The 21,860-nt window shown below is 65.9% G+C and carries 19 protein-coding genes; 13 read left to right on the top strand and 6 right to left on the bottom strand.

The genetic code is table 11. The features are described 5' to 3' along the window. Positions 1-7 precede the first annotated feature (7 nt). The 6 genes from AC1PZ7_RS15230 (at position 8) to AC1PZ7_RS15255 (ending at position 6,966) form a co-directional block, all read left to right on the top strand. Positions 8-802, top strand: coding sequence for an ABC transporter ATP-binding protein (locus tag AC1PZ7_RS15230; protein ID WP_482356060.1), 795 nt, complete (start codon positions 8-10; stop codon positions 800-802). Next, a complete protein-coding gene (locus tag AC1PZ7_RS15235) occupies positions 799-1,686 on the top strand; it encodes an ABC transporter substrate-binding protein (RefSeq protein WP_482356061.1) in 888 nt (295 codons plus the stop codon). The genes AC1PZ7_RS15230 and AC1PZ7_RS15235 overlap by 4 nt, the downstream gene beginning before the upstream one ends. Further along, a complete protein-coding gene (fhuB, locus tag AC1PZ7_RS15240; RefSeq protein WP_482356062.1) occupies positions 1,679-3,628 on the top strand; it encodes a Fe(3+)-hydroxamate ABC transporter permease FhuB in 1,950 nt (649 codons plus the stop codon). Before AC1PZ7_RS15235 ends, fhuB begins: the two co-directional genes overlap by 8 nt. Continuing rightward, positions 3,621-4,748, top strand: a complete 1,128-nt coding sequence (locus AC1PZ7_RS15245; protein ID WP_482356063.1) for a DUF2218 domain-containing protein — start codon at positions 3,621-3,623, stop codon at positions 4,746-4,748. Before fhuB ends, AC1PZ7_RS15245 begins: the two co-directional genes overlap by 8 nt. A 41-nt stretch (positions 4,749-4,789) precedes the next feature. Further along, entirely contained in the window at positions 4,790-6,523 is a 1,734-nt protein-coding gene (locus tag AC1PZ7_RS15250; RefSeq protein ID WP_482356064.1) for an ABC transporter ATP-binding protein, read from the top strand. 185 nt (positions 6,524-6,708) lie between these two features. After that, a complete protein-coding gene (locus AC1PZ7_RS15255; protein WP_482356065.1) occupies positions 6,709-6,966 on the top strand; it encodes a hypothetical protein in 258 nt (85 codons plus the stop codon). 290 nt (positions 6,967-7,256) lie between these two features. On the opposite strand, the gene AC1PZ7_RS15260 is transcribed toward AC1PZ7_RS15255, so the two are convergent. Then, complete coding sequence (locus AC1PZ7_RS15260; protein ID WP_482356066.1) at positions 7,257-8,075, bottom strand: metallophosphoesterase family protein; 819 nt, start codon at positions 8,073-8,075, stop codon at positions 7,257-7,259. 198 nt (positions 8,076-8,273) lie between these two features. Here AC1PZ7_RS15260 and AC1PZ7_RS15265 point away from each other — a divergent pair, with 198 nt between their 5' ends. The 3 genes from AC1PZ7_RS15265 (at position 8,274) to AC1PZ7_RS15275 (ending at position 12,917) form a co-directional block, all read left to right on the top strand. Next, positions 8,274-9,869 (top strand): CYTH and CHAD domain-containing protein, encoded by a 1,596-nt coding sequence (locus AC1PZ7_RS15265; protein WP_482356067.1) that lies wholly within the window; start codon positions 8,274-8,276, stop codon positions 9,867-9,869. A gap of 109 nt (positions 9,870-9,978) precedes the next feature. Further along, positions 9,979-12,336, top strand: coding sequence for an Orn/Lys/Arg family decarboxylase (locus tag AC1PZ7_RS15270; protein ID WP_482356068.1), 2,358 nt, complete (start codon positions 9,979-9,981; stop codon positions 12,334-12,336). 20 nt (positions 12,337-12,356) lie between these two features. Next, positions 12,357-12,917, top strand: coding sequence for a GNAT family N-acetyltransferase (locus tag AC1PZ7_RS15275; RefSeq protein ID WP_482356069.1), 561 nt, complete (start codon positions 12,357-12,359; stop codon positions 12,915-12,917). A gap of 155 nt (positions 12,918-13,072) precedes the next feature. Here the strand turns inward: AC1PZ7_RS15275 and AC1PZ7_RS15280 are convergent, their stop codons facing one another. Both AC1PZ7_RS15280 and AC1PZ7_RS15285 read right to left on the bottom strand, forming a co-directional pair. Then, positions 13,073-14,242, bottom strand: a complete 1,170-nt coding sequence (locus AC1PZ7_RS15280) for an MFS transporter (protein WP_482356070.1) — start codon at positions 14,240-14,242, stop codon at positions 13,073-13,075. Continuing rightward, positions 14,239-14,577, bottom strand: a complete 339-nt coding sequence (locus AC1PZ7_RS15285; RefSeq protein ID WP_482356071.1) for an antibiotic biosynthesis monooxygenase — start codon at positions 14,575-14,577, stop codon at positions 14,239-14,241. Before AC1PZ7_RS15285 ends, AC1PZ7_RS15280 begins: the two co-directional genes overlap by 4 nt. A 107-nt stretch (positions 14,578-14,684) precedes the next feature. On the opposite strand from AC1PZ7_RS15285, the gene AC1PZ7_RS15290 reads away from it, so the two are divergent. Continuing rightward, entirely contained in the window at positions 14,685-15,572 is an 888-nt protein-coding gene (locus AC1PZ7_RS15290) for a LysR family transcriptional regulator (RefSeq protein ID WP_482359653.1), read from the top strand. Positions 15,573-16,256: 684 nt separating this feature from the next. On the opposite strand, the gene AC1PZ7_RS15295 is transcribed toward AC1PZ7_RS15290, so the two are convergent. From AC1PZ7_RS15295 to AC1PZ7_RS15305, 3 genes are all read right to left on the bottom strand, one after another. Then, a protein-coding gene (locus AC1PZ7_RS15295) for an IS3 family transposase (protein ID WP_482359592.1) occupies positions 16,257-17,620 on the bottom strand; the annotation gives its coding sequence in 2 pieces (ribosomal slippage) (positions 16,257-17,270 and positions 17,273-17,620; 1,362 coding nt in all). Between the two features lie 52 nt (positions 17,621-17,672). Further along, positions 17,673-17,930 (bottom strand): P-loop nucleotide/nucleoside kinase family protein, encoded by a 258-nt coding sequence (locus tag AC1PZ7_RS15300; RefSeq protein ID WP_482356072.1) that lies wholly within the window; start codon positions 17,928-17,930, stop codon positions 17,673-17,675. A gap of 313 nt (positions 17,931-18,243) precedes the next feature. Beyond that, positions 18,244-19,482: an MFS transporter gene (locus AC1PZ7_RS15305; protein WP_482356073.1), complete on the bottom strand. Its 1,239-nt coding sequence runs from the start codon at positions 19,480-19,482 to the stop codon at positions 18,244-18,246. A gap of 69 nt (positions 19,483-19,551) precedes the next feature. Between AC1PZ7_RS15305 and AC1PZ7_RS15310 the strand changes: the two genes are divergently transcribed. The 3 genes from AC1PZ7_RS15310 to AC1PZ7_RS15320 all read left to right on the top strand — a co-directional run bounded on the left by AC1PZ7_RS15310 (position 19,552) and on the right by AC1PZ7_RS15320 (position 21,771). Then, positions 19,552-19,977, top strand: coding sequence for a helix-turn-helix domain-containing protein (locus AC1PZ7_RS15310; RefSeq protein ID WP_482356074.1), 426 nt, complete (start codon positions 19,552-19,554; stop codon positions 19,975-19,977). Positions 19,978-20,296: 319 nt separating this feature from the next. Continuing rightward, positions 20,297-21,481 (top strand): tyrosine-type recombinase/integrase, encoded by a 1,185-nt coding sequence (locus tag AC1PZ7_RS15315; RefSeq protein WP_482356075.1) that lies wholly within the window; start codon positions 20,297-20,299, stop codon positions 21,479-21,481. A gap of 71 nt (positions 21,482-21,552) precedes the next feature. Continuing rightward, positions 21,553-21,771 carry a helix-turn-helix transcriptional regulator gene (locus AC1PZ7_RS15320; RefSeq protein WP_482356076.1) on the top strand — a complete coding sequence of 73 codons (219 nt, stop codon included), beginning with the start codon at positions 21,553-21,555 and terminating at the stop codon, positions 21,769-21,771. Positions 21,772-21,860 lie beyond the last annotated feature (89 nt).

A 21,860-nucleotide genomic window follows, 5' to 3' on the forward strand; every position in this document is an offset into this window, starting at 1 on the left:
CGTCCTGATGTCCGTCGCTGCCGCCTGCCCTGCCCTGTTCGAGATCGTCGACGCCCGCTTTGGCGTCGCCGGCCGGGTCCTTCTCGGCCCGGTGTCGCTGCGCCTCGAATCCGGGCGCATCTACGGTCTGGTGGGACCCAACGGCTCGGGCAAGAGCACGCTGATGCGGCTTCTCGCCCGCGACCTCGCCCCGACGGCGGGCGAGGTGCGGTTCGGCGGGCGGCCCGTGGCCGCGTGGTCCGACCGCGCCTTCGCGCGCAAGGTGGCCTTCATGCCGCAGTTCACCCCGCCGGCGGACGGGTTGAGCGTGCGCGAGCTGGTGGCGCTCGGCCGCTATCCCTGGCACGGCATGCTCGGGCGCTTCACCGCCGCCGACGCCGCCAAGGTGGAAGACGCGATCCGCCGCACCGAACTCGGCGACCTCGCCGCGCGCGCGGTCGACACGCTCTCCGGCGGCGAACGCCAGCGCGCCTGGCTCGCCCTGATGCTGGCGCAGGACCCGGCCTGCCTGCTGCTCGACGAGCCGACCTCCGCGCTCGACATCGCCCATCAGGAGGAGATGCTGCGCCTCGTGCGCGCGCTCAGCCGCGAGAGCGGGATGGCGGTGGTCGTGGTGCTGCACGACATCAATCTGGCCGCGCGCAGCTGCGACGAGATCGTCGCGCTCCGTGCCGGCCGCGTCCTCGCCCATGCGGACGCGGCGGACATCATGCGGCCGGAGCTGCTCTCAACCATTTACGGCCTGCCGATGAACGTCTTCGCCCATCCCGTCAACGGCATGCCGATCGGCTACGTCACGTGAGCCTCCCCCGCCCCATAAGCCGGCGGGCGTTGCTTGCCGCCCTCTCGCTCGCGGCCGCGCCCCCGCTGCGCGCCGCCGCTCCGCTGCGGGCGGCGACGCTGGACTGGGCGCTGCTGGAGACGCTGCTGGCGCTCGGCCACCCGCCCGTCGCCGCGACCGAGCTGGTGCAGTTCCGCGCGCTTGCCGTCGAGCCCCCGGTGCCGGAGAGCGTGGCCGATCTCGGCCTGCGCGGGCTGCCCAATCTGGAGACGCTGCTGCTCACGCGCCCGGACATCATCTTCAACTCCAACTTCTATGCCGCTATGGAGCCGCGCCTCGCACGCATCGCTCCGGTCGAGAGCTTCTCGCTCTACGTGCCGGGGCGCGCGCCCTATGCGCCGATGCTGGCCATGACCCGCACCGTCGCCGCCCGGCTCGCCATCACCGACGCGGGAGAGCGGCTGGTCGCCGACACCGACGCGGCCTTCGCCGCGCTGCGCGCCCGGCTCGGCCGGCAGGAGCGGCCGGTTCTGCCGATCAATCTCGGCGATGCCCGCCATTTCCGCACCTTCGGCTTCGACAGCATGATCGGCGAGGCGCTGCCCCGGCTCGGCCTCGCCAATGCCTGGAGCGCACCCACCAGCTATTCCGCCGCCGCGCCGGTCGGGATCGAGGTGCTGGCGCAGCATGACGAGGCGTGGATCGCGGTGATCGGCCCGGTGCCGCCGGACGCCGCCCCCGTGCTGGCACGCAGCGCCTTCTGGCAGGCGCTGCCGGCGGTGCGGGCCGGCCGTGTGCTGTGGCTCGCGCCGGTCGACCCGTTCGGGGCGCTGCCCTCGGCGCTGCGCTTCGCGCGGCTGCTGACCGAGGCGATCGCCGCTTCCGGAAGCGCCTCCCGTGGCTGAGGCGGCGATCCATCGTCTCTGGCCGGCCGCCGTGCTGCTGGCGGCCTGCGCCGCCAGCGCGGCCATCGCCACGCGGCCGCACCTGCCCGACCTCGACGGCGTGCTGTTCTGGCAGATCGAGCTTCCGCGTGCCGCCATCGCCCTGCTGGCGGGCGCCGCCCTCGGCCTGTCCGGCGCGCTGCTGCAGCGCGTGCTGCGCAACCCGATCGCCGATCCCTCCACGCTCGGCATCGCCTCCGGCGCCCAGCTCGCCCTCACCCTGGCGCTCGGCTTCGCGCCGGGGCTGGTCGAGGCGAGCCGCGAGGGCGTCGCGCTGGCCGGCGGGGTCGGCGCCGCGGCGCTGGTGATCGGCCTCGGCTGGCGCCGTGGGCTCGACCCGGTCACGCTGGTGATCTCCGGCATGATGATCGCGCTGGTGGCCGGCGCGCTGAGCGCCACGCTCATCCTCGCCAAAGGCGACTATGTGCTGTCGCTGTTCATCTGGGGCGCCGGGGCGCTGAACCAGCAGGGCTGGGACGGCACTCTCGCGGTCGGCTCGCGGCTGCTGCTCGGCCTTGCCGCGACGGCCCTGCTCGTCCGGCCGCTGGCGTTGCTGGGGCTGGATGATACCGGCGCCCGCTCGCTCGGGCTCCGGCTCGCCGGCGCCAAGCTGATGGCGTTGGCGGTCGCCGTCTGGCTCGCCGCCACGGTGACGGCGGAGGTCGGCATCATCGGCTTCGTCGGGCTGGCCGCGCCGGCCTTCGCGCGCCTCGCCGGCGCCCGCACCGCGCGCCAGACGATGCTCGCCGCGCCGCTCGCCGGAGCGCTGGTGCTGTCGCTCGCCGACAGCTTCGTGCAGCTCGCCGGCAGCGGGGGCCGCGACCTCGCCCCGACGGGGGCGGCCACGGCGCTGATCGGCGGCCCGCTGCTGCTGTATCTGCTGCCGAAGGTCCATGCGGCGGACCGTCTGCGCCATCTCGCCGCTGCGCATCCGGCACGCCGGCTGCGCCGCCCGGCCGGCGCGCTCGTCGCGATGGCGGCGCTGGTGCTGCTGCTTGCCGCCGCCGCGCTCGCCATCGGGCGTACGGCGGAGGGCTGGCACGTCGCGACCGGCGGACTGTTCCTGGAGCTTCTGCCGTTGCGCGGCCCGCGCCTGGCGGCGGCGGCCTGCGCCGGCATGATGCTGGCGGCCGCCGGGCTGGTGATGCAGCGCATGACCGGCAACCCCATGGCGAGCCCGGAGGTGCTGGGCGTCAGCGCCGGCGGCGGGGTGGGACTGGCGGTCGCGCTGCTGGCGGGAGGCATCGGCGGCGCGGTGCTGCTCGGCGCCATGGCGGCCGGCGCGCTGGCGGTACTGTCCGTGATGCTCGCCGTCGCCGCCCGGTCGGGCTTCGGGCCGGAGCGGCTGCTGCTGGCCGGGCTCGCCTGCGGCGCCCTGTGCATGGCGGTGATCTCCACCGTGCTCGCGAGCGGCGGCATGACGGCCTACACGCTGCTGGTCTGGATGTCGGGCTCCACCAACCGGGCCGGCCCGTTCGAGGCCTGGACGGCGTTCGGCGCCGCCCTCTTGCTCGTCACACCGCTGTTCGGGCTCACCCGCTGGATGAGCGTGCTGCCGCTCGGCGGAACGGCGAGCCGCGGCCTCGGCGTGCCGGTGAGCCGCGCGCGGCTGACGCTCGCGGTGCTGGCGGCGCTGCTGACCGCCGCGGCGTCCTTCGTGGTCGGCCCGCTGAGCCTGATCGGGCTGATGGCGCCGCATCTCGCCCGGCTCGCCGGCTTCGTCCGGCCCGCCGGGCAGCTCGCGGCGGCGCTCCTCATCGGCGCCGCGCTGCTGATCCTCGCCGACTGGCTGGCGCGCCTCGTGGTGTTCCCCTATCAGGTGCCGACCGGGCTGTTCGCCGCGCTGGTCGGCGCCCCCTATCTCATCTGGCTGCTTCACCGCGGAGGCCCGCAGCATGACTGACAAGCGGCTGCGCGCCGAGGCCCGCGTGCCCCTTGCCGACCCGCTCGGCATGGCCGAGACACTCTGCGCGCATTTCGTCGAACATGGCGCGATCACGCGCACCGCCACCGGCGGCACCATCGAGACCAGCTTCGGCCGGGCGGAACTGCGGGCGGAGGCCGGCCATCTGCATCTCACCGCATGGGGTGTCGATTCGACCGCGCTCTATGTCGTCAAGAACGCCCTCGCCGAGCATCTCGCCGACCTCGCCGGCGCGGCGGCGCCCGCCTTCGAGTGGTCGGGCGATGCCGCCGCGCCCCGCGTCATCCCCTTCTTCCACGAGATGCGCGTGCTGGCGGCCCGGCAGCTGACGCGGCGCATGCGCCGCGTCACGCTCGCCGGCGCGGATGTCGCGTCCTTCGAGGGCGGCGCCGGGCTGCATGTGCGCCTGCTCATCCCTCCGGCCGGGCGCGAACCGGTCTGGCCGAGGCCGGCGCCGGACGGGCGCACGCTCTGGCCGACGGGCGTGGACGCGCTGGTGCGCCGCGTCTACACCGTGCGGCGGGTGAACCGGCTCGCCGGAACCCTCGATATCGACATGGTGGTGCACGCGGACCACCATGCCCCCGGCTCGCACTGGGCACTGACGGCGCAGCTGGGCGACCGGGTCGGGCTGATGGGGCCGGGAGGCGGACCGCCACCCGATGCCGACTGGCTGGTGCTGGCCGGCGACGAGACGGCGCTGCCCGTCATCGCCCGTATCGCCGAGGGCCAGCCGGCCGGACGCCGGGTCGTGGCGCTGATCGAGGTCGCCGATGCGGCGGAGGAGCAGCCCATCGCCTCGGCGGCGGAGCTGCAACTGTCGTGGCTGCATCGCGACGGCGCGCCGGCGGGATCGGGCGACCGGCTGGAGCGCGCGATGCGCGCCCTCGACTGGAAGGGGGAAGGCTCGGGCCTTCCATGCGGCCAGCTGCGCGGGCAGGTGCTGGTCGGCTGCGAGCACCGCGCCGCGCAAACGATCCGCCGCTGGCTCCTCGACGCGAGCGGGCTGGCACGGAAGGATGTGAATGTTTCCGCCTATTGGCGGCGAGGAAGCGGCGCCGACAGCGCGGGGAACGAGACGGGAGACACAACGGCGTGACGGCTTTCACGACACGCGCGGGCACGCGCGGCGCAAAGGACATGCTCCAGGCCTTTTTCGCCTATTACCGCCCGCACCGCTTTCTGTTCCTGGTGGACTTCGGCTGCGCGGTGCTGTCCGGCCTGCTGGAGCTTGGCTTTCCCATGGCGATGAAGGCCTTCGTCGACCAGCTCCTGCCACAGGGCGACGTTCCGCTCATCGTGCTGGCCGCGCTCGGCCTGCTCGCCATCTATGCGCTCAACAGCGGACTGATGGCGGTCGTCACCTATTGGGGCCACGTTCTCGGCATCAACATCGAGACCGAGATGCGCGAGCGCGCCTTCTCGCACCTGCAGAAGCTCTCCTTCCGCTTCTACGACAGCTACAAGACCGGCCATCTCGTCGCCCGCGTCACCAAGGATCTGGAGGAGATCGGCGAGATCGCCCATCACGGGCCGGAAGATGTGTTCATCGCGGTGATGACCTTCGTCGGCGCCTTCGTGCTGATGATGTGGGTGCACCCGCCGCTGGCACTGCTCACCGCGCTGATCGTGCCGCTGACCGCCCTCGTGGTTACCCGCTATGGCGGCGGCATGACGCGCAACTGGCAGGCCCAGTTCGGCCGCATCGGCGCCTTCAACGTCCGGCTGGAGGAGAATATCGGCGGCATTCGCGTCGTGCAGGCCTTCGGCAACGAGGCGCATGAGCGCGAGCTGTTCGCCGGCGACAACCGGCTCTATCGCGCCACCAAGCTCGACGCCTACCGCATCATGGCGGCGAGCCAGGCGCTCAACTACCTCGCCATGCGCCTGGTCCAGCTCTCCGTCATGCTGGCGGGAAGCTGGTTCGTCGTGCAGGGCACGCTGTCGATCGGCGGCTTCGTCGGCTTCCTGCTGCTGGTGTCGGTGTTCTACCGCCCGCTCGACAAGATCGCCGCGGTGATCGAGACCTATCCCAAGGGTATTGCCGGCTTCCGCCGCTATCAGGAACTGCTGGACACCGCGCCCGACATCGCCGACCGCCCCGGCGCGCGCGCCGTCGCGCATCTGCGCGGCGACATACGCTTCGAGGGCGTGCGCTTCGGCTATGCGCCGGACCGGCCGATCCTCGCCGACATCGACCTTGCCATCCGCGCCGGCGAGACCGTCGCCTTCGTCGGCCCCTCGGGCGCCGGCAAGACCACGCTGCTGTCGCTGCTGCCGCGCTTCTACGAGGCCGATGCCGGCCGCATCACGATCGACGGCATAGACATACGCGACATGACGCTCGCCTCGCTGCGCCGGCAAATCGGCATCGTGCAGCAGGACGTGTTCCTGTTCGGCGGCACCATCCGCGAGAACATCGCCTATGGCCGGCTCGATGCCTCGGAGGACGAAATCCGCGCCGCCGCCCGCCGCGCCCGGCTCGATGCGCTGATCGCCGAACTGCCCGACGGGCTCGACACCCTCGTCGGCGAGCGCGGCGTCAAGCTCTCCGGCGGCCAGAAGCAGCGCCTCGCCATCTCGCGCATCTTCCTCAAGGACCCGCCCATCCTCGTCCTCGACGAGGCGACCTCGGCGCTCGACACCCATACCGAGCGTGAGATCCAGCGCTCGCTCGACGAACTGGCGCGCGGGCGCACCACGCTGGTCATCGCCCACCGCCTCGCCACCATCCGCGACGCCGACCGCATCGTCGTGGTCACCGCCGACGGCATCGCCGAAGAAGGCACGCACGAGGCTCTCCTCGCCCGCCGCGGCCTCTACCACCGCCTCCACAACGCCCAGTTCCGGCACGACGCAGACACCGTAGAGTAGTGCTGAGCGCGCAATGCGCCGCTCCACGCGCCGAAGGCAACCGCCGGACCGAAGCGGCGGCGGGCGGAGCGGAACGGAGGGCCACATCGGCCGGAACAAACGCCCCCCCGCCGACGTTTTGCCCAATGCCGTTCCGGCCCGCCGTGCCACAGGCCGGCTCCCCGGACGAGCGGGAGGAAACCAATATGCAAACGGTTCGTGAGCTGCTCCTCGAAGTCGACATGGAGCTCGAGGATTATACCGGCGTGATCTCGCGGGCGCGCGATCCCGCGCTGACGCCGGAGGATCGCCTGACGCTGGTCGAGGCGAGCGAGGTGGTCTGGAAGCGGCTCGAGGCGGCGCACAAGCAATTGGAGCGATGCACCTGCGTCGCCGCCAACGACGCCGTCGGGACGCGCACCGAGCCTGCCCTGTCCGCGCCGTCCATGCGCGTGAACGGCTGACGCCGCCCGACGACCGGCACGGCCCCCGCAAGGCGCCGCTTCTCCATCCGCATAGCGAGCCGCGTGCCCCGAGGCGCGCGCAGAGCGGCCATCACCGAACGGCGCGGGTCGAACGTCACATCATGTGATGAAATCAGGCGCTTATGGCGGGCGCGAGCCACCAAGAAGAGAACTATGTGTTCGCTGTAGCGCTATGATGCATGCTGACCGCGTCTAAGCTCGCATAATTGTTCTTCGTTACCTCCGACATCTTCGCCTCATGCCCGACGCCAGATGGCCGGTTGCCGCTACTACGGCTTGCTCGACAGAAAAGCCTTATGGTCGCCGTCGATGACGAGCGCGGTGAGGCGACCCGTCCGATAGGCGCCGGTATCGATGCCGATGCGGTTGATCCGCTCCTCAGGCTTCGCGCTGATGGTGTGTCCGTGGACCACCACTTTTTCCAGGGGCATCAGAGAGTCCAGGAAGGGGGCGCGCATCCACAGGAGATCATCGGGGTCCTGGCGCTCCAGGGACGTTCCCGGCCGGACGCCGGCGTGGCAGAAGAAGTAGTCGCCAAACGAAACCGCGTGCTGCAGCCCTTTCAGGAACTGAACGTGCGAGGAAGGTACCGTCTCCACCAGCTTCCGATGCACCTGTTCGAGATCGGCCTCTGTCTTCAGCTTCGAGCGATTGAGCTTCACGCCATAGGAGCGCGACGTGGCGTTGCCGCCGCCATTGACGAAAACGCCATCGATGCTGGGTTGATCGAGAAAGGCGAGGAATTCCACGTCGTGGTTACCCGCGAGCATGATGTAGCGGGGATCATCTGCCTGAAGCGTGATCAGACGGTCGATAACGCCCTTGGAGTCCGAGCCTCGATCCACATAGTCGCCAAGAAAAATGATCCGCCAGTCACCCGGCTTTGACCGTGCGTTATCCTCCTCGATCTTCTGAAGAAGCTTGTCGAGAAGAGACCGGCACCCGTGGATGTCGCCAATGGCGTAAATCCGGATTCCCTCAGGGCCGCGAGCCTCAGAAAGGGTGACGGGTGGTGTTTTCCAAAGTCCAAAAATTCTCTGCCGACTCCAAACCGGAGCGTCAGAATGATCCAACGTGCCGTGGAACACAATATCCCGGCAGTGGACCGGAGCGGCGATTCGCCCAGAGATCCGCGAGCCGAGCGGGCATCGTCCCGAGGACCCGGGTCGGCGAATGCTACTTTTATGTGACAGTGCGAGCCGCTATCGGTGGCCCTTCAAGCTGACGGGAGGTGGCCTCTTCGTGGCGGCAAAACCGGCTTATGCCCGGACGAGCGGAGAGACGACATGTCGGAGCAAACGCCAGAGGTTCAGCCGCAGTGCCACGTGGAAGCGCCGGAGTCGGCCGGTGCCGGACGCGAGGTCGAGCTCAAGCTGTTCACGGATCCGGCCACCCTCCAGCACCTCCTCACCGCCGCCGTGATTACCCGCAACACCGCATCAAAGGGCGTCGTCCGGCGCCTGGAGGCGACCTATTACGACACGCCCGACGCGGTCCTCGCCCGGCAGGGCGCGTCGTTGCGCGTCCGGCGCAGCGGCAAGCAGTTTGTCCAGACGCTGAAGCTGGCGTCAGAGGGGAGCCCACTCCAGCGGCGCGAGATGGAAGCGCGGGTCCCGGACAGCGCCCTTCAGCTCGATGCGCTGCCCCTGGCCGATCTGGGCGCGCCCTTCGCAACGCTGCCGGGCATGGAACTCGCGCCGGTGTTCACCACCAAGATCCGCCGCCATATAAAGGTCGTGGAGTTTGGCGGCGCCGTCATCGAGGTCGCGTTCGACGAGGGAACGCTGAGCGCCGGCGAAAAGGCGGAAGCCGTCTGCGAGATCGAGCTGGAACTGAAAGCAGGCGGGGCGGGTGCGCTCCACGAGCTGGCCCTGTCCCTGCTTGAGCAGGGGCCGGTTCGCGTCGGGTTCCAGAGCAAGGCCGAGCGCGGCTATGCGCTCGCCTTTGGCACCTCGCCCACGGCCGAAAAGGCGTTTGCGACAGGCATCGGGCCGGCTGATACCACGGACGATGTGATCGCCAAGGTTTTGAATGCCTGCCAGTGCCATGTGATGGCGAATCTGATGGCGGCGCATCATGGCCAGGACCCGGAGGGCGTTCATCAGCTGCGGGTCGCACTGCGGCGTCTGCGCACCGCTATATCCCTGTTCAAGAAAGAAGTCCCCGCCTCGGCGCTCGAGGCCCTCGGCCTTGATGCGAAGCGGTTGGCGGGCGCCCTCGGGCCCGCCCGAAATTGGGACGTGTTCGCCACGACGACCATCGCCGAGATCGAGCGCGCCAATCTGCCCGGCGTCGACTTCACCGAGCTCAAATCCGCCTCCGTCTCGCCTCGGGCTCTCAGCTATCAGGCCGTGCGCGTCGATCTGATCGATCTTGAATGCACCCGCTTCCTGCTGTCGCTCGGCCGGGTGATCGAGCGCCGAAGCTGGCGGAACGATATCGGTGTCGACGCTCTCGCCGTGCTCACCCAGCCGGCGCGCGAATTCGCCGGGCGCGGGCTGACGCGCCTGCACCGCAAGGCGCTGAAACAGGGCCACAATTTCCGCAAGCTGCGGCCGGCGGCCCGTCATGAGCTGCGCCTGACACTGAAGAAGCTGCGTTATGGGGCGGAGTTCCTGCTGCCGCTTTACGACCGCGACGGCGCCGCCAGGAAATACCTGAAGCGGATGTCGCGGCTCCAGGACATTCTCGGCATCGACAACGATATCACCACCACGCAGTCGCTGCTGCGCGAGGTGGAGGAGAGCACGTCGCTCCCGCAGGTCCATAAGGCCATCGGCGCGATCACCGGCTGGCAGGGACGCGACCGCATCGAGACCGCCGAGGCGCTGCGGCGCAGCTGGCGGAAATTCATCGACGCCGAGCCATTCTGGCTCGGCTAGCCAGGCTGCGTGCTTCGCTCTCCCTCTAGGCTCGTCACCGCATTGTCGTGCGCTCGTCATGAGGCACGTCGAAACGTCGCGTCGAAGCCGAACAGGAGCGGATGCCCGGATGGACTATTTCAAACGCTTCAATTTCCTTTTCGCGACCCCCGCCTTCGATGCGGACGATCTGGAAGGCGCCCGCTATCACCAGATCGTCGCGGAGATAGAGAGTTCCGGCTTCGAGGTGGTGCGCGCGCGCACCATCGAGGACGCCGAGATCGCGGTTCAGACCGACGCCGCCATCGGCTGCATGATGGTGGACTGGGGCAAGAAGGGCATGGAGGGCAAGACCGCCTCCCTCATCAACCTGATGCGCCGGCGCGGCCTCGACTTCCCCATCATCCTGCTGATCCGCCGGAAGCGGTTCGAAGACGTGCCGGTGGAGGTGCTGGACTTCATCGACGGCTATGTCTTCCTCTCCGAGGAAACCCCCGCCTTCATCGCCAAGAACCTCATCAGCCGGCTCAAGCAATATGCCGAAACCCTGAAGACGCCGTTCTTCGGCGCGCTGGTGGATTATGCCGAAGAGGGCAACCAGCTCTGGACCTGTCCCGGGCACAATGGCGGCGTGTTCTACTCGCGCAGCCCGATCGGCCGGGTGTTCATGGAGCATCTGGGCGAGGCGGTGTTCCGCGACGACCTTGACAACTCCGTGCTCGATCTCGGCGACCTTCTGACCCATGAGGGCCCGGCCCTTGCGGCGCAAAAGGAAGCGGCCAGGATTTTCGGCGCCGAGAAGACCTATTTCGTGCTCAACGGAACGTCGACCTCCAACAAGGTCGCGCTCTCTGCCCTCGTTACCGATGGCGATTTGGTACTGTTCGACCGCAACAACCACAAGGCCGCCCATCATGGCGCCCTTATGATCTCCGGCGGCATTCCGGTCTATGTGCCGACCGTGCGCAATGCCTGGGGGCTGATCGGCCCGATGGATTTCGCGGCGCTGGACGAAGAAGCGCTGCGCGAGCGCATCCGCACCCATCCGTTGGTGACGGATCCCCTCGCATGGCAGAAGCCGCGCCCGTTCCGCGTCGCCGTGGTCGAGCAATGCACCTATGACGGCACGATCCATAATGCCGAGATGATCCTCAAGAAGATCGGTCATCTGTGCGACTACATCATGTTCGACGAGGCCTGGGCAGGTTTCATGAAGTTCCATCCGCTCTATGCCGGGCGCTTCGCCATGGGGCTGAAGGATCTGGGACCGGACGCGCCGGGCATCATCGCCACCCAGTCGACCCACAAGCAGCTCGCGAGCTTCTCGCAGGCGTCGCAGATCCACATGAAGGATCGGCATATCAAAGGGCAGAAGCGGCGAGTGGAGCACCGGCGCTTCAATGAGAGCTTCATGCAGCACGCCTCGACCTCGCCCTTCTATCCGCTGTTCGCCTCGCTGGATGTGGGCGCGCAGATGATGAAGGGACGTTCCGGGGAAGTGCTATGGGACGATACGATCCGCCTCGGCATTGAGCTGCGCAAGAAGATCCGCGCGGTGCGCCGGGAGTTCGAGGAGAAGGAACAGCGCCCCGAGCGCCGCTGGTTCTTCGAGCCCTTCGTGCCGGACCGAGTGGCGATTCCCGATGCATCAAGCCCCGGCGCGGTCCATGACGTGCCGTGGGAGAGCGTCTCCACCGACCAACTCGCCACCAACCCGGCCTTCTGGCATCTCACGCCGGGCGCGGCGTGGCATGGCTATGCCGACATGACGGCGGGTTTCGCCATGACCGATCCCAACAAGCTGACGCTGCTGACGCCCGGCTTCGATCGCTCCACGGGCGCCTATGTCGAGCACGGAATCCCGGCCCCTGTGGTCGCGCAGTATCTGCGCGAGAATCGGATCGTCGCGGAGAAGAACGACCTCAATTCGCTGCTGTTCCTGCTGACGCCGGGTGTTGAATCGAGCAAGGCCGGGACGCTGATCAGCGGTCTGGTCGCCTTCAAGAAGCTGCACGACGACAACGCTTTGCTGGAAGACGCCATCCCCGAGTTCTACAAGCGCCGACCCGCGCGCTATGCCGGAGTGCGCCTGCGCGACCTGTGCGGCGAGATGCACCGCTTTTTCCGCAATGCCAATGTCAGCGCACTGCAGGCAATGCAGTTCTCGGCCGAGCACTTGCCCGATATCGCCCTGTCTCCCCACGATGCGGCGCGCTGCCTCGTGCGCAACGATGTGGATTACCTGCCCATCGACGCCATTGCCGGGCGTATCGCCACCACGCCGTTCGTGGTCTACCCGCCGGGCATTGCAACGATCGTCCCCGGCGAAAGGCTCACGGAGCGCGCGCAGCCGATGATCGATTATCTCAGGATGTTTGAAGCCTGCTTCGACGCATTTCCGGGCTTTGACGTCGAGATCCAGGGCGTCTATCGCGAAGCCGATGCTGCCGGTCGCATCCGGCTGTATACGTATGTGGTTGCGGAATAATCAGGAATCCGAGTTCGTTCATGGAGCAGGAGAAGGCGGTCATTGTCCGCCCGACGCGGGATTCCGACGTTGATGCCATGCTGGCGATCTACCGCCATCACATCCGCCGGGGCGTCGAGGAGGGGGTGGACGACAACGACACGCCGCAGCCCGACGATCTGCGGGAGCGACGCAAGAACCTGAAAAACCGCCGGTTTCCCCATATCGTCGCGGTCCGGGGCGGTGAGGTGGTGGGATATGCCTATGTCGTGCTGTTCCGCAAGCGCCCGGCCTACCGCTACACCGTCAAACATTCCATCTACGTCCACCCCCAGCACATCGGCCACGGCATCGGCAGCCGGCTCATGCGCAGCCTGATCGATGCCTGCGCGGCGGCCGGCTTCCGTCAGATGATCGGTTATATCGATGGCGACAACACCGCGTCGCTCGCCATCCATGAGCGGTTCGGCTTTGTCAGGGTGGGATTCCTCCCGTCGGTCGCCTACCGTTACGGCCGCTGGGCCGACAGCGTGATGGTGCAGCGCTCTCTGGGGCCCGGTGCGACCGCTCCGCCCACGCCCCTGCCCCTCTCCACCTATTGAGGAACAGACAGTTCTCCATCGTGGCGAGCCGCCGCCCCAGCCCCCTCGATGCGGGTTCGGCCATCATCAACTCAGGGCCGATGTTCTGGCCATACACCAACGGGATCGGCCAGCGGGAGGGGCGGGCTCGGCGAACCAAATCGCATCGCGCTTTGTCACATCATGCGGCCTGCGCCAGCGGGGCGCCCCATGCGCAGCGCTGATCCGGCGGCCCCGACAAGCAGGGCGATACCAGCCCAGGACAGCCCGCCTGCTCCTGCGGTTTCGAGAATGACACCGCCCACGACGGCTCCGCCGAAAATGGCGATGTTCCATGCCGTCACGATCATCGCCTGGGCGACATCGGCCGCCGGGCCTGCGGCACGCGCCGACGCGGTCTGAAAGAGCGTCGCCGCCCCGCCAAATCCGAGCCCCCAGATCAGCACGGCGCCATAGACCGCAAGCGGCGCGCCGTCTGACACCGCCAGTATGAACGCCGCAGCAAGGAACAGGCCGATGCCGGCAAAGGTCAATGGTCGCAGCCATTTATCGATCAACACGCCCGTCAGGCCGATACTGACAAGAGCCGAACACCCAAAAACCAACAGGATACTGTCGACCTGGTCGGCCATTCGGTGACCGGTCAGCAGTGGCGCGATGTAGGTGTAGAGGAGGTTGTGGGCCAGCACGAAGCAGAGCGTCACCGCCAGCACCGGCCGCACGCCCGGCACCGCGAAGATCTGGGTCAATGACGGGCGTTCCGTTTCAGCCTCCCCGGCGAAGTCAGGCACCTTGGCGACGATCCAGCCGACCAGCAGCAGCGCAATGACGCTGAGCAAGCCGAAGGTCAGCCGCCAACCGGCGAGTACGCCCAGAAACGTGCCGGCCGGGATGCCGATGGAAAGTGCCAACGGCGTCCCCGCCATCGCGATGGCCATGGCCCGGCCAGAGAGACCGGGCGGCGCCATGCGAACCGCATAACCGGCCAGAAGCGCCCATAGCAGGCCGGCCGATACGCCGCCGACGAAACGCGCCGCCATCGCGACGATGAAACTCGTCGTCAGAGCCGTCACCAGATTGGCGATGGCAAAGCCGGTGATGGCGCCAAGCAGGAGCGATCGCCTGCGCCAGCTTCGCGTCGCCGCCGTCAGCGGGATCGCCGCGAGCAGCGACCCCAGCGCATAGATGCTGATCCATTGTCCGGCCAAGGCCTCGCTCACATCAAGTGATGCCCCGATCTGAGGAAGCAGGCCGGCGGGCAAGGCTTCCGTCAGGATCGTGACGAAGCCGGCAACCGCCAGTGCGCAGAGCCCCGCCACCGGCAGCCGATCGACTTGCGCCGTCACGCCGAGGCCTTCGGCAGCACCAAGTCGCCAACGGTATAGGTGTGAAACTCGCTCGAGGAGACGGTGTCGAGCTTGTGGAATTTCTCGAGGAAGACCGGATCGGAAAAGAAGATCTCGACATCGCCGGGATCGGAGATCGCCTCGATATTCACGACCGTCAGCCCATCGGTGCTCTTGGCGAGGTTGCTCCACAAAAAGCCCGGCTTCCGCTCGGCGACATAATGGACGACATCCTGGATCAGCCGGAAAGCCTCGTCCTGCTTGCCGGGGTGAACGTGAATCACGTTGACGATGAAGGTCGTTGGGGCGGGCTGGATGGTGAAGGCGGGGGGCATGCGTGTCTCCCTGGATTGCGGAGACCCGGAGATAGCGACCCGCTTTGATCGGAAAAATGAGCCTCTATGCCGATGACTACGGAATAAAATTCCGCTATTTGCCAAGAATGGACAAACTCGCGGCACTTGATGCCTTCGTGCAATCGGCTGAAACCGGCAGCTTCGTCGCCGCCGGGCGCAAGCTTGGCCTTTCCGCCTCGGCCGTTGGCAAGGCGGTGGTTCGGCTCGAACAACGGCTGGACGCCCGCCTGTTCCATCGCAACACGCGCAATATGACGCTTACCGAAGAAGGGCGGCTGTTCCTCGAACGCTGCCGCCGCATCTTCGAGGAGATCGAGGCGGCCGAAGCCGAGCTTGCTCGGTCCAACCGAACGCCGAGAGGCCGGCTGCGGGTCAGCCTGCCGCTGGTCGGCATGTTGCTGACACCGGTGATGGCGGACTTCATGCGCGCCTGGCCCGAGGTGCAACTCGACCTGGATTTCAGCGATCGGCTGGTGGACGTGGTGGAGGAAGGGTTCGATGCGGTCATTCGCACCGGGCAGCCATCGGACAGCTGGCTGATGAGCCGCAATGTCGGGCGGTTCCATCTGAAAATCGTCGCCTCGCCCGACTATCTGGCGCGATGCGGAGTGCCACTGACCCCCGAGGATCTGAGCCGGCACCAGTGTCTTCACCAACGGTCGCCGAGCACGGGCAAGCTGCGACCCTGGCCGTTTGCTCGCGGGGATCGGCAGGGACAGATCGTCCTGCCCGAGCGGATGAGCGCGACGGCGGTCGATCCTCTGATCGCGTTGGCGATCGAGGGAATGGGCATTGCCTGCCTGCCTCCCTTTGCGATCCGTGGCGAGATCGCTGACGGCCGTCTCGTGTCCATCCTGGACGAGTGGGTCACCGAGACCGATCAGTTCAATGTCCTCTGGCCGGCCAGCCGCCAGATCACGCCCAAACTGAGGGCGTTCGTCGATTTCATGGCCGAGCATCTGCAGCCGCAATAGAGAACAGGTGTCGCGCCATTTCGGCCCGTTTCCGCTGTCATGGGCGGGCGCAGCCGCGGCGGCTTGACGCGCGGTGCTGAAATCAGCGGCGTTTGCGTAGCTCTGGCGCAGAGTATCGCGCCATGACGTGGAATCGTCGGGTCTGGCGGGCCGTACCCGACGATAATGAGCACCACATCTACGCTAGTGCTCTCCAACACCGTACGGTATAGATTCCGGACCTAATTGACTCAATATATCAATGTTCTTTGGCGTTATTCGAACGGGCAGGCTTGGTGATTTGCGGCCCGTCCGCTCATGGCGAGCGAGGACAATTCTCGGACATTGCCTCAAGCTGCTTTTCAATCGTGGAAACGGCATCATGAGCGCTGAGAAGAGCGGTATCCACTATGAGGCGAGGCTCGGTCCACGGGACGTAATCGTGTGATGCCACCGACGACCACGTGGGAAGCGTGAAGCCATCTATGTCTGGCACACGCCCCTCCACCCGACGCCTATGTTCGTTTTCGTCGCTGCAGATCACCTCGACCTCAAGGAGACGTGCCCCGTCAACGGCTCGCACGACATCGCGCCAGCCTTGCCGACTTTCGGGGACGGGATTGACGCTGTCTGTCCGTCGTCAGAACATTTGGCGCAACTCGCGGGGTAAATTAGCGGAGTGCGGGCCTCGTCTGGGGGTTGATGTTAGGCGGCGAGCTTGCGGTGCTGCAAGCGCCGATGTTCGATGGTCTGTCGCTTGATCCTTTCACGCTGTTGGATGACCGCCGGAGCCCTTCCGAAGTAGGTGTCGGCGGGCGTCACATTGTTCAGGCTCTCGTGGTAACGCTGGTGATTGTAGTGTTCGACGAAGGCCTCGATCTGGGCCTCGAGATCGCCGGGCAGGAAGTAGTTTTCCAATAGGATGCGGTTCTTCAGGGTCTGATGCCAGCGTTCGATCTTGCCCTGGGTCTGGGGATGCATCGGGGCGCCGCGCACATGGCTCATTTTCCGGGCCTCAATGTATTCCGCAAGTTCGCCGGCGATGTAGCTGGGACCATTATCGCTGAGCAGCCTGGGCTTGTGCAGCACCGTGGCGCTGTCGCAGCCGGAAGCCGCCAGAGCCAGGTCCAGCGTGTCGGTCACGTCCTCGGCCCGCATGTTGGTGCACAGCTTCCAGGCGATGATGTAGCGCGAGAAGTCATCGAGGACGGTCGACAGGTACATCCAGCCCCACCCAATGATCTTGAAGTAGGTAAAATCAGTCTGCCACATCTCGTTCGGCCGGGTGGTCTTGGTGTGGAACTGATCGGCGGCCTTGATCACGACATAGGCCGGGCTGGTGATCAGATCCTGGGCCTTCAACAGGCGGTAAACCGCGGATTCTGACACGAAGTAGCGTTTCTCGTCGGTGAAGCGCACCGCCAGTTCGCGGGGGCTGAGGTCGGTCGCCTCCAGCGCCATCTCCACGATCTGATCCTGGATGTCGCGGCCGATCCGGTTCCACACCCGGCTCGGCGCCGATGGCCGATCCTCCAGCGCCTCCGGCCCGCCCTCAAGATAACGGTCATACCAGCGGTAGAACGTCCGACGGGCGACGCCCAACTGGTCGAGCGTGCGTTTGGCGGGCAGGTGCGACTGTTCCACGATCCGGATGATCTCGAGCTTTTCGGATGCGGGATACCTCATTCGTCGTCGCCCCCATCCGCAATCATGCTTTTTTTGAGCAACCGGTTTTCCAGCGTCAGGTCCGCCACGCATTCCTTCAAAGCACGGGTTTCGCGGCGCAGATCCTGGACCTCACCGGTGGTCGCCGCGCGGGCAGTATCGCCGGCCAGGCGGCGCTTCCCCGCTTCCATGAACTCCTTCGACCAAGTGTAGTACAGGCTCTGGGCGATGCCTTCCTTGCGGCACAGCTCCGCAATGCTGTCCTCGCCGCGCAGCCCATCGAGCACGATGCGGATTTTGTCCTCGGCCGAGAAATGGCGACGCGTCTGCCGCCGAATATCCTTCACAACACGCTCAGCAGGGGCCTTTGTCGGCGATTTTTTCAAGGAGGGTTGGGCCTTCATCTTCGTTCCTTCGTCACTACGACGAAGCCCCAACCCTCCTTAAATCACAACCTCAAATCTGTGCCATTGGTGCTGACGGCGGACAGACGCTGTCGGCGACAACTACGCTGCCGAGCTTGAGGTTCGAGGACGCTATGGCAAAGGCCACGACGTAGCCGGCGGGGCCGATCTCTTGGTCAAATCCAAAATGTTGCTTGAGCGCGTGCTCGATCTCGTCAACACGAACATAGGCAGCCGATCGTTTGGCGGCCAACGCCTTCCCGATCGTTGTCTTGCCGGTGCCGGGTAATCCGCTGAGGGCGATGAGCATAGGACCTCCGATTTCCTCGCTACGATCGCTAACGGGAATCCTCAGCGAGGTCGAGAACGTCCAACTTGGGTCGATTGCCGCCCCGCACTGGCAGGCCGGCGTCGCATTCGATACCCACGCTGGACGCCATCCGGCAACCGACGGCAATCGAGTAGCGATCTCGCAGAATTTCGCGCCGTGGCGTGCAATTGGCGGGCAGCGCCCGACGAAGATGAGCACTACGAGATCGTCATAACTCTTTGATTCCGAATAACATTATCGAACGTATGCGGGAAACGGCGGGTTTCGATGACAATTCTGCAGGCAATGGCGGTCAAAGCGGGCGTTTGGCGGGAGTGCGATAGCCAAAGCCAGCCCAGATTGCGACGAGCATCATTCCGCCAGCCAGCAGGAAGGTCAGTTGCATCCCTGTGGCGATAGCCGAGACGGTTGCAGTGGTGAACTCATCGGTCCCGACACCGAAGGCGAAGACGGTGCCCATGAGCGATGCGCCTGCGATCAGGCCGAGATTGCGCGACAGGTTGAGCAGTCCCGAAACCGTACCCTGGCGATCCCTGGGGATGTCTGACAATGCGGCCGTGTTGTTGGCAGCCTGGAAGAGTTGGTAGCCGGGCGTCAGGACGATGATGGATAGCACATAGCCGACGGCCCCCAACATATTCGGCACGAGCGCGAGAAGGAAGGCTCCTGCCGTCAGCAGGATAAGCCCGATGGCGAGCATGCGCCTAGTTCCCAAGGAATCGACGAGCCGACCGGAAGGAGCGCCGCTGAAGATGGAAATTACAGGACCGATCGCCATGATGAAGCCGACATGGCTTGCCTCGAGGCCGAGACCAAGGCTGAGATAGAAGGGCCCAACCACCAGCGTCGTCATCATGACGGCGGCGACCAATATGTTGACGAGAAGATTGGGCGCCAGGCTCCGATTCATCACCGACCAGAGGCTTACAGACGGCGCCATTCCCTTTCCCGGCTCGCTCGGCAGTGTTGTGACAGCGAGGATCAGTGCAAGAACCGTCAGTGGGGTTTGCACCCAGAAGATTCCGCGCCACCCTATCAGCGGGATCAGCAGGCCGCCGAGTGACGGACCGAGCGCAGTTCCCAGCGCCGATATTGTGCCGAGCAGACCCATGGCCCGCCCGATGCGCGCCTCATTCGCCGTCTGACGCATCAGCGCCATGGCGAGTGTCATGAGAAAAGCAGCGCCGATGCCCTGTAGCGTTCGCGCGCCGATCAGAAACCACAGGTTCGGTGCAACCGCGCACAGCAGCGACGCAGTGGCGAACGCGCACAGACCCGCGATGAGTGTTGGTTTCAACCCGTAATCATCGCCGAGCCTGCCGGCGACGACGACCGAGATCGTGAGAGCCGCAAGATAGGCGACGACGACCGCCTGCACCTGCGCGAACGGTGCTGAGAATGCCTCGGCCAGCGTTGGCAGCGCGATATTCGCAATGCTGGTGCCGAGCGAGGCCAGCAGCATCGCCAAGGCCAGTGTGATCGTGATTCCCGCTTGTGCCTTCGTCGATGCCCTCGATTCCGCCTGCTCCATCGTCTTACCCTCTTGCCTGAACTTTGGTTCGAGAGCAGGCTGCCACTTCAAGACGACTTGAGGTCAAACATGAAATTTCTGGATATTGGAGAGGTCGCGACACAAAGCGGGTTCAAACCCTCAGCGCTGCGCCATTACGAGGAGGTCGGGTTGATTTCCTCGGTTTCCCGGCATGGTTTGCGCAGGCAGTTCCCGCCCGAGGTGCTTTTGCAGCTCAAGTTGGTTTCCATGGGCAAACTGGCGGGGTTTTCGTTGGAAGAGATCGCCAGCATGTTTGGCCAAAACGGAATGCCGGACCTGCCACGTGACGTGCTCCATCAGAAAGCCGACGAGATCGACCGGCAAATCCGCGAGTTGACTGCATTGCGCGACACGCTCCGCCACGTCGCCAATTGCCCCGCGCCGTCGCATATGGAATGCCCGACGTTTCGGCGCCTGGTGGATGCGGCGGGTAACCGCGGCGGGAGGCGCAAGAACGCGGCAAAGCTAAAATGAGGGCCCGTGCCGGTCGCAGGGCTCATCCGGTCTCGGGGGCTCCGCATCGAGCAGCCGACATCGTAGCCCTTGAGCTACTTTAGAAATCGGGGGCCCGGGGGGCAGTGATAGCATTCGGCGGCATGCCGTTCGTAATACGGGCCATTTTAGCCAAGGTGGCGGAGACGGAGTCCTACACTCCGCCGTTTTTACTGACATTTATGCCCGTTAGTCACTGAAAACGCTGAAAAAAGCATTATCGTCAAAATCGTCGTTATGATAAGCGTCGAAGAAATTCGGTGCCCGCCGATGCTCCGCCACACCTCTGGGACGCTTTGATATGGCCCGCCACAAGCTCGCAGAAGCCAAGATCAAGACCCTTATCCAGCCCGGCATCTACGGCGACGGCGACGGCCTCTGGCTGCGCGTCCACAAAGGCGGCAGCCGCAATTGGGTGTTCATCTGGCGCCGAGGATCGGAGCGCCGGGAAATTGGCCTTGGAGGTCATGGCGCTGGCACTGCGCCCGTCGGTCTGAAACTTGCCCGCGAGAAGGCCGGCGCCATCCGCGAAGCGTTAGCCCGCGGCGAAGACCCTCGCCCTCGCCAGCCGAAGAGGGAACTCACGTTCGCTGAAGCCATGGAGGCGGTGCTGGAACTGAAGGCGCTCGAGTCCAAGAACGCGAAACATCGCCAGCAGTGGGCGATGACCCTCCGAGAGTACGCGAAGCCGCTGCATGACCTGCCGGTGGGCAAGATCAGCGTTGACGATGTGGTCTCATGCCTGACCCTTCATTGGACCGAGCGTCCCGAGACAGCCGACCGCCTTCGCAGTCGGATCGGGATAGTTCTCGACTATGCGAAGGCACGCGGCCTGCGCACCGGCGACAATCCCGCAGCCTGGAAGGGCAACCTCGACAAACTACTGCCGCGGCAGAAGAAGCTCGCCCGCGGACATCATGCGGCTCTCGATTATCACGACGTGCCTGCTGTCCTTGCCGAGTTGCGCAAGAGCGGCAGCACGTCGGCACGGGCGATCGAGTTTATGGTCCTCACGGCCGGGCGCTCCGGTGAGGTCCGTAGCGCGGCATGGGATGAGATCGATATTGATAAAGCCCTGTGGGTGATCCCCGCCAGCCGGATGAAGGCAGGCGTCGAGCACCGAGTGCCCCTCCCCGCCCGCACCGTCGAAATCCTGCGAGAGCGTGCCGCCGTCCGGTCCAGCGACCTCGTGTTCGAAGGCGAGCGCGAAGGCCGGCCGATCAGCGACACCGCCATGGTCAAGGTGCTGGCCAAGGCCGCACCGGAGAAGACGGTGACCCTCCACGGCTTCCGTAGCAGCTTCAGAGATTGGGCGGGAGACACGACGACGTTCCCGCGCGAAGTGTGCGAGGCGGCTCTGGCGCACACCATTCAAGGCGTTGAAGCGGCATACAGACGGAAGGACGCGATCGATAAGCGCCGGGCGCTGATGGCGGATTGGGCAGCGTACTGCGGCGGGTCGAAAATAAATCCTGACGCACGGTAGCGCCACGGCACTTACAAAGCCAATTGTCAATGCTGTCGCCAATGACAGCGTGGCCAACTAGGAGACGCTGCATGCCCGCCTCGAACGACAACATCCCGCCCATCATCAGCATCAAGACCGCCGCCATGATGACCAGCCTGTCACGCCCGGCCATCAACGCGTTGCGCGCAGCAGAGCAGTTCCCGCGCGCCGTGCAACTCGGCGAGCGCCGCATTGGCTTCGTCCGCGCTGAAGTCACGGCGTGGATTGACCAGCGCATTGCCGCCCGTGATCTGAAGAGGGCGGCTTAGTCCATATCTGATAAAGATTATCAGATGGAGCGCCCTCGTCTCGTCGAGCGTATCCGTGCCGAGATATCACCTATGCAAAGCATAAGTGA

This window comes from Ancylobacter sp. TW_SC_1 (assembly GCF_056836805.1).